The organism is Nocardia sp. NPDC005825 (genome assembly GCF_040630175.1).
GTDB lineage: Bacteria > Actinomycetota > Actinomycetes > Mycobacteriales > Mycobacteriaceae > Nocardia.
This window is the reverse complement of the sequence record NZ_JBEXXC010000004.1, coordinates 193,607-207,752: the sequence shown is the minus strand read 5'-3', so window position 1 is coordinate 207,752 and position 14,146 is coordinate 193,607. Positions and strand designations below refer to the sequence as shown.

13 protein-coding genes are annotated in these 14,146 nt (G+C 68.8%); 9 read left to right on the top strand and 4 right to left on the bottom strand.

Annotated elements, in window-relative coordinates:
* Positions 1-62: 62 nt before the first annotated feature.
* Positions 63-956: a LysR family transcriptional regulator gene (locus ABZ382_RS13265; RefSeq protein WP_357088743.1), complete on the bottom strand. Its 894-nt coding sequence runs from the start codon at positions 954-956 to the stop codon at positions 63-65.
* Positions 957-1,070: 114 nt separating this feature from the next.
* On the opposite strand from ABZ382_RS13265, the gene ABZ382_RS13260 reads away from it, so the two are divergent.
* The 7 genes from ABZ382_RS13260 (at position 1,071) to ABZ382_RS13230 (ending at position 9,433) form a co-directional block, all read left to right on the top strand.
* Entirely contained in the window at positions 1,071-2,048 is a 978-nt protein-coding gene (locus tag ABZ382_RS13260) for an EamA family transporter (protein ID WP_357087835.1), read from the top strand.
* Between the two features lie 126 nt (positions 2,049-2,174).
* Positions 2,175-3,941 carry an FAD-dependent oxidoreductase gene (locus ABZ382_RS13255; RefSeq protein ID WP_357087832.1) on the top strand — a complete coding sequence of 589 codons (1,767 nt, stop codon included), beginning with the start codon at positions 2,175-2,177 and terminating at the stop codon, positions 3,939-3,941.
* 66 nt (positions 3,942-4,007) lie between these two features.
* Positions 4,008-4,631, top strand: coding sequence for a pyridoxamine 5'-phosphate oxidase family protein (locus tag ABZ382_RS13250; RefSeq protein ID WP_357087829.1), 624 nt, complete (start codon positions 4,008-4,010; stop codon positions 4,629-4,631).
* A gap of 89 nt (positions 4,632-4,720) precedes the next feature.
* Entirely contained in the window at positions 4,721-5,953 is a 1,233-nt protein-coding gene (locus tag ABZ382_RS13245) for a MurT ligase domain-containing protein (protein WP_357088740.1), read from the top strand.
* Positions 5,950-6,663 (top strand): glutamine amidotransferase, encoded by a 714-nt coding sequence (locus ABZ382_RS13240; RefSeq protein WP_357087826.1) that lies wholly within the window; start codon positions 5,950-5,952, stop codon positions 6,661-6,663. Before ABZ382_RS13245 ends, ABZ382_RS13240 begins: the two co-directional genes overlap by 4 nt.
* A 158-nt stretch (positions 6,664-6,821) precedes the next feature.
* On the top strand, positions 6,822-8,450 hold the full coding sequence (locus tag ABZ382_RS13235) for a GMC oxidoreductase (RefSeq protein WP_357087823.1): 1,629 nt from the start codon (positions 6,822-6,824) through the stop codon (positions 8,448-8,450).
* Between the two features lie 182 nt (positions 8,451-8,632).
* Positions 8,633-9,433: an ion transporter gene (locus ABZ382_RS13230; RefSeq protein WP_357087820.1), complete on the top strand. Its 801-nt coding sequence runs from the start codon at positions 8,633-8,635 to the stop codon at positions 9,431-9,433.
* A 4-nt stretch (positions 9,434-9,437) separates the two neighbouring features.
* Here ABZ382_RS13230 and ABZ382_RS13225 read toward each other — a convergent pair whose 3' ends face one another.
* From ABZ382_RS13225 to ABZ382_RS13215, 3 genes are all read right to left on the bottom strand, one after another.
* Positions 9,438-10,646, bottom strand: coding sequence for a low temperature requirement protein A (locus ABZ382_RS13225; protein WP_357087817.1), 1,209 nt, complete (start codon positions 10,644-10,646; stop codon positions 9,438-9,440).
* An 83-nt stretch (positions 10,647-10,729) separates the two neighbouring features.
* The gene (locus tag ABZ382_RS13220) at positions 10,730-11,335 is read right to left on the bottom strand and encodes an SRPBCC family protein (protein WP_357087815.1); all 606 of its coding nucleotides are present in this window, start codon (positions 11,333-11,335) and stop codon (positions 10,730-10,732) included.
* Positions 11,336-11,528: 193 nt separating this feature from the next.
* Positions 11,529-12,107: a TetR family transcriptional regulator gene (locus ABZ382_RS13215; protein WP_357087812.1), complete on the bottom strand. Its 579-nt coding sequence runs from the start codon at positions 12,105-12,107 to the stop codon at positions 11,529-11,531.
* 72 nt (positions 12,108-12,179) lie between these two features.
* Between ABZ382_RS13215 and ABZ382_RS13210 the strand changes: the two genes are divergently transcribed.
* Positions 12,180-12,764, top strand: a complete 585-nt coding sequence (locus ABZ382_RS13210) for a dihydrofolate reductase family protein (protein WP_357087810.1) — start codon at positions 12,180-12,182, stop codon at positions 12,762-12,764.
* Positions 12,765-12,876: 112 nt separating this feature from the next.
* Complete coding sequence (locus tag ABZ382_RS13205) at positions 12,877-14,142, top strand: aspartate kinase (protein WP_357087807.1); 1,266 nt, start codon at positions 12,877-12,879, stop codon at positions 14,140-14,142.
* Positions 14,143-14,146 lie beyond the last annotated feature (4 nt).

Below are 14,146 nucleotides of genomic sequence, written 5' to 3'. Positions count from 1 at the left end.
AGGACTTGGAGCGCACTCCAAGTCAACCGCTGAAATTCCAACCCGGTCGCCCCGGCGTGGGGTCAGGTGGTCGCGTGGCGGGCGGCGGCCTGGAAGGCGGCGATCACCATGGCGACGGCGGGCCGCTTCTCGGCGTGCGGGCGGGTGGCCAGATCGTAGACGCGGGCGGCGCGCACCCCGGCCAGGCGCAGCATCACCAGGTGCGGGTGGCGGACCGCGTAGCGGGGCATGAGGGCGACGCCGTACCCGGTGGCCACCAGAGCTTCGATCACGCTGAACTCGTTGAGCCGCTGGGCGATCCGCGGTTGCACGCCGGTCACGGTGGCGATGGAGCGCAGCACGTCGTCGACCGGGAAGCCGGTGCGCACGCTGACCCAGGTCTCGTCGGCGAGTTCCGCGGGCACCACCGCGCCCTGCCGGGCCAGCCGGTGGTCGGGCGCGACCACCACGTCGATGGGCTCCCGCATCAGCACCCGTGACGCCACCCGCGGCCCGGTGAGCGACGGCGCGCGCTCGTCGCGGTGGGTCAGCACCACGTCGTAATCGGCCAGCAAGCGCGGCACCTCGCTGGGCGGCACGTCCTCGTCGCTGGCCACCACGTCGACGCCGCCGCCCGCCAGTTCGGCCAGCACGTGCGGCAGCAACAGTGCGGCCCCGGACGGGAAGAGCGCCACCCGGACCCGTCCGCGCGGCGATCCCCGGTACTCGGCCATCTCGCCGACCGCGCGTTCCATGGCCGCGAGCACCTCGTCCGCGCGCACCACCAGCGCCCGCCCGGCGTCGGTGAGCCGCACCCGCCGGCCGTCCGGCTCGAGCAGCGCCACCCCGGCCTCGCGGGCCAGCACCTTCAGTTGCTGTGAGACCGCGGACGGCGTCATGGACAGGGCTTCGGCGACCGCGGCTACTGTTCCGCGATCGGCCAGTTCCCGCAGTACCCGCAGCCGTTCGAGCGACATCAGCGGCCCGTCGGCTCGGGCAGGTTCGGGGCTCGGCACAGTTAAGTTCTACTACATCGTGAGTACAGAATTATTCGATTGTCCTTACTTATTAGCGCCAGCAATATTCTCGGCATGACCAATCGCGATCGACTGCTCGGACTCGCCGTCGTGGTGTTGTGGGGCCTGAACTTCCTCGCCATCCACGTCGGGCTGGAGCACTTCCCGCCGTTCTTCTTCGCGGGACTGCGGTTCGCCGTCATCGCGATTCCGGTGCTGTTGTTCGTGCCGCGGCCCCGGGTGGCGTGGAAGTGGTTGCTGCTCTACGGGATCGGGTTCGGGATCCTGCAGTTCGCCTTCCTGTTCACCGCTCTGCGGACGGGGATGCCGACCGGGCTGTCCTCGCTGGTGCTGCAGTCCTCCGCGCCGTTCACGGTGCTGCTGGGCGCGGTGTTCCTGCGGGAACGGCTGCGCGGGGTCCAGTTGGCGGGGATCGCGGTGGCCATGGCGGGCATGGCGGTGATCGGCTGGGATCGGGCACACCACGCGGCCCTGGTGCCCCTGCTGCTGACGCTGCTGGGCGGATTGGGCTGGGCCTTCGGCAATATCGGGTCCCGGCTGGCCGCGGCCTCGTCGGCGGGCGTGAATCCGCTGCACCTCACGCTGTGGATGGCCGTGGTGCCGCCGATCCCCATGTTCGCGCTGTCCGCGCTCACCGAGGGGCCGACCACCGGCTGGAACGACCTGATCGCGTCGTTCTCGGCGACCGGGTGGCCCGCCTTCGCGGCCCTGGCCTACATCGTGGCGCTGGGCACCATCGCGGGTTCGGGCCTGTGGACCTATCTGATGAGCCGCTATCCGGCGAGCACGGTGGCCCCGCTGTCGCTGGCCGTGCCGGTGGTGGGGATCGCCGCCTCGTGGGCCTTCCTGCACGAGACGCCGTCGGCATTGTCGCTGGTCGGGGCCATGATCGTGATCGCGGGTGCGTTCACCGCGACCTCGGCGGGCCGCCGGGGCCCAGCGGCCGGGGTGGAAGCCGCCACGCCCGGGCAAATTCGACACGCCCAGCCGACACACCGCCAAATTCAGGACCCCGCGCTCGTCGAGGCCTAGCTGAGCAGTCCGGTTTGTTGCTGGACGCCCGAATTACGGACCTTCGGGATGAAAATTTCCACCCCAACCGACCATCTGTCTGCGACAGCTCCATAGGATGCTGACCAGGCGTGGGAGGTAACGGGTATGGCAGGACAGCGTTTGTCCGTCACGCGGCGATCAGTGCTGCGTGGAGCAATGGCGGCCGGAGCGATGGCGGGAGCGGTGGCGGCGGGGGCCGCCCGTCCCGGCACCGCCCACGCGGCCGCCGGACGTCGGGTAGCCGTGCTGGGCGGCGGCGTCGCGGGTCTGACCGCGGCGCACGAACTGGCCGAACGCGGTTTCGAGGTGACCCTGTACGAGCGGCGGGCGCTGGGCGGCAAGGCGCGCAGCATTCCCGTCCCGGGCAGCGGCAAGGACGGGAAGCCGGAACTGTGGGGTGAGCACGGATTCCGTTTCTTCCCCGGCTTCTACCGTCACATTCCAGACACCATGCGGCGAATCCCGTTCGCGGGCAATGCCAATGGTGTGTGGGACAACCTGGTGGCGGCGTCGGAGGCGCGCTTCTCGCGCAAGGGCACCGACGACACCATCATTCCGATGGGCAGGGCCGGGAAACCGTGGTCCAGCCCCGACAACTTCCGCGAAACAGTCGGGTCCGCGATCACCACCTCCACCAATATGGGCACGGCCGACGCCCTCTACTTCGCCAATCGCCTGCTGGTCTTCAACACCAGTTGCGACGCGCGCCGCAATGGGCAGTGGGACAGCGTGGCGTGGCGGGACTACGTCGGTGCAGGCAAGCGCTCCAACGAATTCCGCATGCTGCTGTCCAGAACGCTCACCACCCTGCTGGTGGCCGCCAAGGACGACAAGGCCAGCACCCGCACCATCGGCAATATGGGCGAGCAGTTCCTGGGCAACCCGCTCGAGACCGGCAATGACGGCCCGCTCGACCGGCTGCTGAACGGCTCCACCAACGAGGCCTGGATCGACCCCTGGGTCAACCGGCTGCGCGAACTCGGCGTCACCTTCGTCAACGCCGAGATCCGTGGACTGGAACTCGATGGGGCGCGCATTTCCGGTGCGCGGATGGTGGATTCGTCGGGAGCGGCCCAGACAATCGAGGCCGACCATTTCGTGAGCGCGCTGCCCGTCGAGGTGGCCCGCACCCTGTGGACGCCCGAGATCCTGTCGCTGCGACCGGAATTGGCGGGCATGAGCCAGCTGACGGTGGACTGGATGAGCGGCATCCAGTTCTACCTGCGCCGCCGCACCGATATCGCGCGCGGCCATGTCGCCTACGTGGATTCGCCGTGGTCGCTCACCTCGATCGCGCAGGGCCAGTTCTGGAATCGCACCCCCGTCACCGGCCTCGGGGACGGCGCCGTGCAGGACTGCCTGTCGGTCGACATCTCCGACTGGAACACCCCGGGCATCCTCTACGGCAAACCGGCCAAGGAGTGCACGCACGAGGAGATCGCGCGCGAGACCTGGGCGCAGCTCGACGCGCACCTCAACGACCGCGGTGAGCTGCTGCGCAAGGACGACCTGCACTCCTGGTTCCTCGACACCGGCATCGCGTGGGACGCCGCGCAGCAGCGCAACACCAATGCCGACCCGCTGCTGATCAATACCGCGGGCTCGCTGGCGCTGCGCCCCGACTCGCACTCCGACAGCCTCCAGAACCTGTATCTGGCGGGCGATTACGTACGCACCAACGTGGACCTCGCCACCATGGAGGGTGCTTCGGAATCGGCCCGCGCGGCGGTCAACAAGCTGCTCGACGTGACCGGTTCGGACGCGCCGCGCTGCAAGCTGTTCACGCTCTACCGCGCCCCCGAGCTGGAGCCGTTCCGGCAGCTGGATGTCCAGCGCTTCGCCGCCGGTCAGCCGAATCTGTTCGACGCTTGAGGGAATTCCTCACACCGGCGGAAAAGAGCTGGTGTGAGGGCATCCCGTGCGCGTTGAATCGGGGACATGAGCGAGATCACGGACCCGGTCGAACTGCGTGAACTACTGGGGGAGGTCGCTCCGCGGCCGCGGAACAAGGACCGCTATTCCCTGCACGAGCGGGATCGGGAGTGGATCGCGCGCTCGCCGTTCGTGGTGCTGGCCACCAGCGCCGCGGACGGCACCTGTGACGCCTCGCCGAAGGGCGATCCGGTCGGATTCGTGCGGGTGCTCGACGACAAGACCATCGCGATCCCGGAGCGGCCCGGCAACCGGCGCGCCGACGGCTACCTCAATATCCTGAGCAATCCGCATGTGGGTGTGCTCTTCATGATTCCGGGCCGCAACGACACCCTGCGGATCAACGGCCGCGCCCGATTGCTCCGGGACGCACCGTATTTCGACGACATGATCGTCAAGGGCCACCGCCCGATCCTCGCCATCGAGATCGAGATCGAGCAGATCTTCTTCCACTGCGCCAAGGCGTTCATGCGCAGCGGGCTCTGGCAGCCGGAGCGCTGGGCGGCCGACACGCTGCCGGGCACCGCACGTCTGGTCAAGGATGTGCAGCCGGCCACACCCGAGACCGTCGAACAGCTCGAGGAGTACTACAGCGCCGACAGCTACCAGAAGATGCTCTACAACGGCTGATTGCGGCGCGAATCACGGCGCTGCCCCCGGCACCGCGTGCACGCTGAATCCTCGTTCCCCATAAACTCGCGGTCGTGGCAGACATCTCGATGCGCGGACAGCTGGCGCTGCGGGCGGCGACGGCGGCGTCGTGGGCCTCGCGGCGGGCCGGGCGGGGCAACGGCTCGATGATCGGCGGTTTGATCGCCCTGAAGATCGATCCCTCGCTCATGACGCAGCTCGGCCGCGGCAAGCGCACGGTGCTGGTGACCGGCACCAACGGCAAGTCCACCACCACCCGCATGACCACCGCGGCGCTGCAGTCGCTGGGCCGGGTCGCCACCCAGGCCGACGGCGCGAACATGGACGCCGGGATCGTGGCCGCGCTCACCGCGCACCGCACCGCGCCGCTGGCGGCCATCGAGGTCGACGAACTGCACCTGCCGCACGTCGCCGACGCGCTGAACCCGTCGGTGGTGGTGCTCCTGAACCTGTCCCGCGACCAGCTCGACCGGGTCGGCGAGATCAATATGATCGAGCGCCGCCTGCGCGAGGGCATGGCCCGGCATCCCGCGGCCGTCCTGGTCGCCAACTGCGACGACGTACTGGTCACCTCCATCGCCTACGACCACCCGAACGTGGTGTGGGTCTCGGCCGGCAGCGGCTGGGCCGTGGACGCCACCAGCTGCCCGCGCAGCGGCGAGCCCATCGTGTGGGAGGGCGAGCACTGGTACAGCACGGGCGCGGACTTCCAGCGCCCGGAGCCGCAGTGGCGGGTCGACGATGCGGGCCTGCACGGCCCCGACGGCCTGGAACTGCCGCTCTCCCTTGCCCTTCCGGGCCGCGCCAACCGCGGCAATGCCGCCCAGGCGGTGGCCGCCGCGGTCGCGCTGGGCGCGGATCCGGCCGTGGCCGCCGCGGCCACCGGCACCGTGAAGGAGATCGCGGGCCGCTACCGCAGCGTCGACGTGGACGGCCGCAGCACCCGCATGCTGCTGGCCAAGAACCCGGCGGGCTGGCAGGAAGCGCTGTCCATGATCGACCCGGCCGCAACGGGTCTGGTGATCGCGGTCAACGGCCAGGTGCCCGACGGCGAGGACCTGTCCTGGCTGTGGGACGTGCGCTTCGAGCACTTCGAGGGCACCCAGGTGGTGGCCGCCGGCGAGCGCGCCACCGACCTCGCGGTGCGCCTCACCTACGCCGGCGTCGAGCACATCACGGTGGCGGATCCGGTGCGCGCCATCGCCTCCTGCCCGCCGGGACGGGTCGAGGTGCTGGCCAACTACACCGCGTTCCGCGACCTGAACCGCGACCTCGAAGAGAAGACGGGCGGCAAGGCATGACACGAGAATCGACCGTCCGCATCGGCCTCGTGCTCCCGGACGTGATGGGCACCTACGGCGACGGCGGCAATGCCGTGGTGCTGCGCCAGCGGCTGCGCATGCGCGGCTACGACGCGGAGATCGTCGAGATCCCGCTCGCCGAGCCGGTTCCCAACTCGCTGGACCTCTACACCCTCGGCGGCGCGGAGGACTCGGCCCAGCGGCTGGCCACCCGCCATCTGCAGCGCTATCCGGGCCTCCAGGAGGCCGCTGGACGGGGCGCGCCGGTGCTGGCCATCTGCGCGGCCATCCAGGTGCTGGGCCACTGGTACGAGACGTCGTCGGGCGAACGCGTCGACGGCGTGGGCCTGTTCGACGTCACCACCGCGCCCCAGGACAAGCGGGCCATCGGCGAGGTCGCGACCCAGCCGCTGGTGCCCGGCCTGTCCCAGCCGCTCACCGGCTTCGAGAACCATCGCGGCGGAACCAAACTCGGCGGCGACGCCAAACCGCTGGCCCGGGTCACCAAGGGCGTCGGCAACGGCGTCGGGGACGGGCTCGAGGGCGTCATCCAGGGTTCGGTGCTCGGCACCTACATGCACGGCCCCGCCCTGGCCCGCAATCCCGAGCTCGCCGACTATCTGCTCGGCCGCGCGCTGGGCGTGGATTCGCTTCCGCCGCTGGAGCTTCCGGAGGTCGATCAGCTCCGCCGGGAACGCCTCCGGGCCTGATGGCGGGCTGATTTCGGCGTCGCCCACGGGATCGGGGGCTTGTGCCCCGGCATAGCCATCCCGAATGTCCGGTTAGTGATCTCTCACGAAGGTGTTGAGGCGATGGCGACCGGCCGGTAATCTCGCGCGCGGTCACGCGTGATGAGGGAGGTGACCGGTTGCGTAGGCGCACCATGTTGAAGGCTGCCGGGTTGGCGGCTCTGCTGGCGGGCGTAGGAACGGGTGCCGCCACGCGCGGCGCCGGGTCCGCGTCGGCCAATCCGTTGTGGAACGCGCTGTTCGAGGCGTGGGTCCCGGAAATCTTTGCGCCACTGCCGGATCCGCCCGAGCACACCGAGGCCATCGTGATCGGCTCCGGTTTCGGCGCCGCGGTGACCGCGCTGCGGCTGGCCGAGGCCGGTATCCAGAACACCGTCCTGGAACGCGGTTCCCGCTGGCCCAACGACCCGTGGCGGGAGATCTTCACCGGCGACGACCTGCCCGACGGTCGCGGCTTCTGGCATCGCACCAGCTTCACCGGCATCACGAAGGTGCCGGTGCCGTGCGCGTCCTTCGGCGGCGTCCTGGACGTCACCGAGTACCCGGGCATCGACGTGTGGCGCGCCTCCGCGGTCGGCGGCGGGTCGATCGTGTTCACCGGCGCCATGGTCGCGCCGCCGAAACACCTGTTCGACCACGTCTTCGGCGGCGTGGTGAACTACGGCGAACTGGACTCGGTGTACTACCCGCGGGTCCGGCAGATGCTGCGGCTGTCCACGATGCCGCAGGACATCTACGACTCCGCGCCGTTCGCGCATTCGCGGGTCTGGGACCAGCAGGTGCGGGCCGCGGGATACACGCCGGAGGCCAATGATTCGATCTTCAACTGGGATGTGGTGCGCGCGGAACTGGCGGGCAACAGCCGCGCCTCGGCCACCGCGGCGCGCAGCAACCTCGGCAACTCCAATGGCGCGAAGTTCGATCTCAACCAGAACTACCTGCGCTACGCCGAGGGCACCGGCCGCACCGGCATCTTCCCGGGCCACCGGGTCGACACCATCGGCCAGGACGCCAACGGCAAATACGTTGTCACCGTGAGCAAGCTGGCTCCGACCGGTCAGGTACTGCGCACCCGCACCCTCACCTGCGACAAGCTGTTCCTGGGCGCGGGCTCGGTCGGCACCTCCGAACTGCTGGTGCGCGCCCAGGCCACCGGCACGCTGCCCAACCTCAACGAGCACGTCGGCGACGGCTGGGGCACCAACGGCGACGTGGTGACGGCCCGCAGCTTCAGCTACCCGTCCATGAACGGTGGCGGCGTCCCCAGCGCCAGCCGCATCTTCGACGACGCGGGCATGCCGCTGCACCTCGAGAACTGGTACGTGCCGGGCATTCCCATGGACACCGGCGCCATCGCCTCGCTGGGCATCGTGCTGGACCCGACCCGCGCCCGCTTCGGCTACGACCGCGGCCGCAACGCCGTCGGACTGGCCTGGCCACGGGAGGCGCAGGATCGGATCGTGGAGGCGTGCCGCGCGGTCGACCACAAGGTCGGGCAGGCCAGTGGCGCGGTAATGGACTACGGCGTCATCGGTTTCGACGCGCAGGGCTTCTTCACCGCGCACCCGCTCGGCGGCGCGGTGCTGGGCCGGGCCACCGACGGCTACGGCCGCGTCGTCGGCCATCCGGGCCTGTACGTCATGGACGGCGCGGCCATCCCGGGCAGCACCGCGACGGTGAATCCGTCACTCACCATCACCGCGATCGCCGAACGCAATATCGAGGCGATCATCCGCGCCGGAAAGTAGCCGGGCGGAAGGCTTTTCGCCGTTGTCCACAGTTCCCCAGGGGGCTGTGGACAAACTTGCGACGCGGAATGCTGCGATAGGGAAAGACCGGTCGGCGGGAAATCTGCTGTGCGGAACACTGCCTCACCGGGGGTTTGCGCCGACTACGCTGGCGGCGACCGTTCGAGGAGGAAGGGGACGTCGTGACCGAGCTCGGCGCAGCGGAGGCCGATGAGTTTCCGCGCAAGCCTCCGGCCCTGTGGAGCGATTTCCTCATGCTCGCGCTCGCGGTGGTGTCCGTCGCGCTGGTCACCTGGATCACCTTCTTCCCGGTGTCCGACCACACCTACCGGCTGATCCGGATCGCCGACTACAGCATCTGCGCGGTCTTCGCCGCCGAATTCCTGTGGCGCTGGCGGCGGGAGGGCTGGAGCTGGACCTTCCCGTTCGTCTACTGGTACGAGGTCCTCGGCATGATTCCGGTGACCAGCCCGTTCTTCCGCGGGTTCCGGCTGCTGCGGATCGTGGTGATCGTGGTGCGGCTGGGCCGGGTGGCCGACCGCGCCTTCGGCGACCGGATCACCGCGGCGGTGGTGAACCGCTCGATCGGGGCCATCGTCGAGGCCATCGAACGGCCGCTCACCATCCGGGTGCTCGACGAGGTCGGCGAGGTGATGCGCGCCGGGCACTACACCCGCAATATCGCGAATGCGCTGGAGGAGAACCGCTCCGAGATCGATCAGATGATCGTCGAGGTGATCCGGAGCGATCCGCAGCTGGGGAAGGTGCGCTACATCCCGTTCCACGAGGAGATGATCCGCGGCATCGCGGACGCCAGCTTCCGGGTCATCTTCCAGGTGCTGGCCGATCCGCGCACCGACGAACTGGTCGCGGACGCGCTGCGCGAGAACATCAATCAGCTCCGCGACGCGGTGCACGCGGGCACCCGGGTGCCGGAGGCGATCAACCACCGGATCGCCCCGGCCCCCGGCTCGCCCGGATGACGGCTCAGTGCGTCCCGTGCCGGATGAGATCGCGCGGCTGGGCGTAGCGCACCACCTCGAACACGATCAGCGCCAGCAGCACCGCGCACAGGATGCCCAGCGCCGCCAGCGCGGGCAGCGCCGAGGCGAGCGGGATCAGCGCCACCAGGACCACGGCGGCCACCAGCCGCGGCACCAGCACCGTGCCGGTCGCGTAGTGCCGGAACCCGACCAGCGCCAGCAGATAGGCCGCCACGCCGCCGTACAGCGCGAACAGCGGGATCCCGTGCAGCTGATCGCTGAGCGAATGCCCTTGCGCCCCACCCACGTAGTTGAGCACCTTCTTCAAACCCAGTGCCATGGCCACGATTCCGGCGATCATCGGGAAGTGCAGGAAGGTGTAGCAGTTGCGGGCGATCTGGATGCGGCGCTCGCCGCCGGCCTGGTGCATGGCGCGCTCGACCACCAGCGCGGCCACGTCGAAGTAGGCCCACCACAGCAGCCCGGCCACAGCGAGCCCCAGCATCGAGCCGACCGTGATGGACCACGAGATCGGCAGTCCGGCCACGCCGACGCCGATGGACACGATGGACTCGCCCAGCGCGATGATGACGATCAGCCCGTACCGCTCGGCGAAGTGCGAGGCCGAGTAGAGCCGCCATTCGTTGCCCGCGAAGAACGTCCAGCCCATCTCCCACACCAGCGCGGCCAGCCACAGACCCAGCTGGGCGGCGCCGGAGGTGAGCGCGCCCGCGACCAGCAGCACGCTGGCCACGCTGAGTGATCCTGCGGCCCAGCGGATCACCTGCCGCCGCAATTGGGCGTCGTGGGTGCTGGCCATCCAGAACACGGTCAGATGGACGACCCGCACGACCAGGTAGCCGATCACGAAGACCAGCGGCCCGTACCAGCCGCCGGACAGATCGTGGAAGGCCTCGGGAATGGTGAGCGCGATGATGAACACCGCGCCCATGGCCACGAACATGGCCACCCGGGCGATGCCCTCGTCGGCCTTGATCACATTGCCGAGCCAGGAGTAGCCGATCCAGGCCCACCAGAGCATGGTCAGCATCAGCAGGGCGCGCAGCAGCGTGACACCGGAGGTGTCGTGCGCGGCGAAGTCGGTGACCATGGTGAACGCGAAGACGATCACCAGGTCGAAGAACAGTTCCAGCTGGGTCACCGAGGCGTCCTCGGCGACCGGGGTCATGCGGGTGCGAACCGAACCGGGCATGGCAGACATACTGCCGGTTCGCGCGGGCGAACGGCAGTGTCGGCGGCGAGTGTTCGCCCTCGGCGTTACGCGGCGAGCCCGGGTTACGCGGTGCCGAAGCCGGGTTCGAAGCCGCGGCCGTAGTCCAGGCGCTGCGCGTAACCCGGCTGCGGGTAGCCGGGCTGGGCGTAGCCCTGCTCGTAACCCTCGGCGTAGGGCGCGGGTTCGGCGGCCTCGGCCGGAGCGGCCTCGACCTCGCCGAGGCCCTGCAGGCCGGTGACGGATTCGACGAAGGCGATGAAGTTGCTGATCAACGCCTCGCCCTCGCGGCGCGCGCTGCGCTTGAGGACCATGCCGGGCACCGGGATCGGCAGGTAGAGCTCGGAGTGGTACCAGACTTCGGTTGCGCCGTCCTCGATTTCGGCGAGGTCGAACCAGCTGGTGCCGCCGGCGCCGGCGCTGGACTCGGTGACCCGCCATTCGACGCGGGTCTCGGTGCAGCTGAACTCGACGACCTGCCGGTCCGGCCGGCCCATCAGGTTGGCCGAGACGTAAACCCGCTTCGGGCGGCCGAACTGGTCGCGGCTGGCGACCCGGACGTCCTGGTGCGAGGGCGACCAGTCGGGCATCTGCTCGACCATGAGCAACGCGTCCATCACCTGATCGGGATCGAGGTCGATCACGAACCGGTGGTCAGTTTTCGTGCGCATATCTACCCTCCACTCGGGGACCGATTGTGACCAGGGTCGCTGCCAGAGTCAACTGCGCATCCCACCACTTCTGACCGACTGGTCGGTCTGGTTGGTCGCAATGTCCCAGCTCCGCGTGGAAATCCGCCGGGGCTGTAGATAAACCGGAAATCTTGGGCAAAGCCGGTATTCGGGCGGTGTGAAGTGACGGCGGTCACACGGCCGGAATGGCCCGTTCCACCGCCGTTTCGATCAGCCGCGCGGCCTCCGCGTCGTCGAAGATCTCGGGCAGCGTGAGCCTTTCGACGATGAGCCAGTTCAAGGCCAGGTACAGCAGCAATACGGAGTCGGCATCGCCGGGCAGCCCGGAGTCCAGATGGTTGCGGACATTGAACTCGATGTCAGCGCGCACCCGCTCGGTGAGGATCGCCTGCAACTCCGGGCGGCGGGTGGCTTCCAGGCGCAGTTCCAGCAGGGCGAGGTAGCCGGTCCGGAAGCCCGTGATCCGGGCGACGGTCTCGGTCATCAGCTCGGCGATGGTCTGGCGGGTGCGCGGGCCGGTCGCCAGGTGGTTCATCGTCTCGGCGCTGGGTTGCAGCCGTTCGTAGAAGCGGTGTCCCGCCTGTACGAAGAGTTCGTCCCGGTTCGGGAAGTAGTTCGAGGCCGTTCCCGCCGGCACGCCGGCCTCCTTGTCGACCGCGCGGAAGGTCAGTCCGCGGGCGCCGTCGCGGGCCAGGACCTCGATGGCCGCGTCGATCAGGGCATTGCGTCGTTCCGGATTCGTCCGAACCATTGACACCACTCCATTCGTAGTACTATGTTCGTAACCACTACGGACACAGTACTACGAATGAGGCGGTAAAACATGCGAAACCTCGTCTACTACGTTGCGGTCACCCTCGACGGCTTCATCGCAGGTCCGGAGAACGAGGTCGACTTCTATCCGGTCGGTGACGACCTGTCGGCCTGGTTCAACGAGCGGGTCCCGGAGGCTGTCCCGACCCACATTCGCGAACTCGTGGGCCTGCCGGCCGATACCCCGAACCGGCAGTGGGACACGGTCCTCATGGGTCGCGCCACATACGAGCCCGCGCTGGCCGCGGGCGTCGCCAGCCCCTACGACCACATGAAGCAGTACGTCTTCTCCACGACCCTGGCACCGGTCGACAACCCGCAGGTGGAAGTGGTCGCGGGTGATCCGGTCGAGCTGGTGCGCCGATTGAAGAAGGAGGAGGGGCTCGACATCTGGCTCTGCGGCGGCGCGAACCTGGCCGGACAACTGATCGATGAGGTCGACCGGCTGATTCTCAAGAGTTACCCGGTGATCGCGGGCGCGGGCATCCCGCTCTTCGCCGGCGGGTTCCATCCCACCCGGTTCGCCGTCACCGAGCGGCGGGAATTCGGCAATGGCACGCAGGTCACCTGGCTGGACCGGATGCGTTCGGAATAGCTACCGGATGGCTGAACTCGGCCGACGAGAGGTGGGGCGAAATCTCGTGGACCTCGGCCGGTAGTCTTGGGGCTCGGTAGCAGCAGTTTGTCGATCTTGGAGGATTTCCGCCGTGGCTCTCGTCGTCCAGAAATACGGAGGATCCTCGGTCGCCACCGCCGAGCGCATCCGGAGGGTCGCCGAGCGGATCGTCGAGACCAAGAAGCTGGGCCACGATGTGGTCGTGGTGTGCTCGGCCATGGGCGACACCACCGACGAACTCATGGATCTGGCCCAGCAGGTCGCGCCCGCCGCGCCGGCCCGCGAGATGGATATGCTCCTCACGTCCGGTGAGCGCATCTCCAACGCGCTGGTGGCCATGGCCATCCACTCGCTCGGCGCCGAGGCCCGGTCCTTCACCGGCTCGCAGGCCGGTGTCATCACCACCGGCACGCACGGCAACGCCAAGATCATCGATGTGGCCCCGGGCCGGGTGCAGCAGGCGCTCGGCGAGGGCACCATCGTGCTGGTCGCGGGTTTCCAGGGCGTGTCCCAGGACAGCAAGGACGTGACCACGCTGGGTCGCGGTGGTTCCGACACCACCGCGGTCGCGCTGGCCGCCGCGCTCAATGCCGACGTGTGCGAGATCTACACCGATGTGGACGGCGTCTTCTCCGCCGACCCGCGCATCGTCACCGACGCCCAGAAGCTCGACTCCGTCTCCTACGAGGAGATGCTGGAGATGGCGGCCTGCGGCTCGAAAGTTCTGATGCTGCGTTGCGTCGAGTACGCGCGCCGCTACAACGTGCCCGTCCATGTGCGGTCCTCGTACACGGACAAGACGGGCACCATGATTACCGGATCGATGGAGGACATCCCCTTGGAGCAAGCAATCCTCACGGGCGTCGCGCACGACCGCAGCGAGGCCAAGGTGACCGTGGTCGGCATTCCGGACGAGCCGGGCTACGCCGCCAAGGTGTTCCGCGCGGTCGCCGATGCCGAGATCAATATCGACATGGTGCTGCAGAACATCTCCAAGGTGGAGACGGGTAAGACCGACATCACCTTCACCCTGCCCAAGCTGGAGGGCCCGCGCGCCGTCGAGCTGCTCACCAAGCGGCAGGGCGAGATCGGCTTCTCCCAGGTCGTGTACGACGACCACATCGGCAAGGTGTCGCTGGTCGGCGCGGGCATGAAGTCGCACCCGGGCGTGACCGCCACCTTCTGCGAGTCGCTCGCGGACGCGGGCATCAATATCGACCTGATCTCCACCTCGGAGATCCGGATCTCGGTGCTGGTCAAGGACACCGACCTGGACGAGGCCGTGAAGGTGCTGCACTCGGCGTTCGATCTGGGCGGCGACGAGGTCGCCGTGGTGCACGGCGGAACGGGACGGTAGAGCC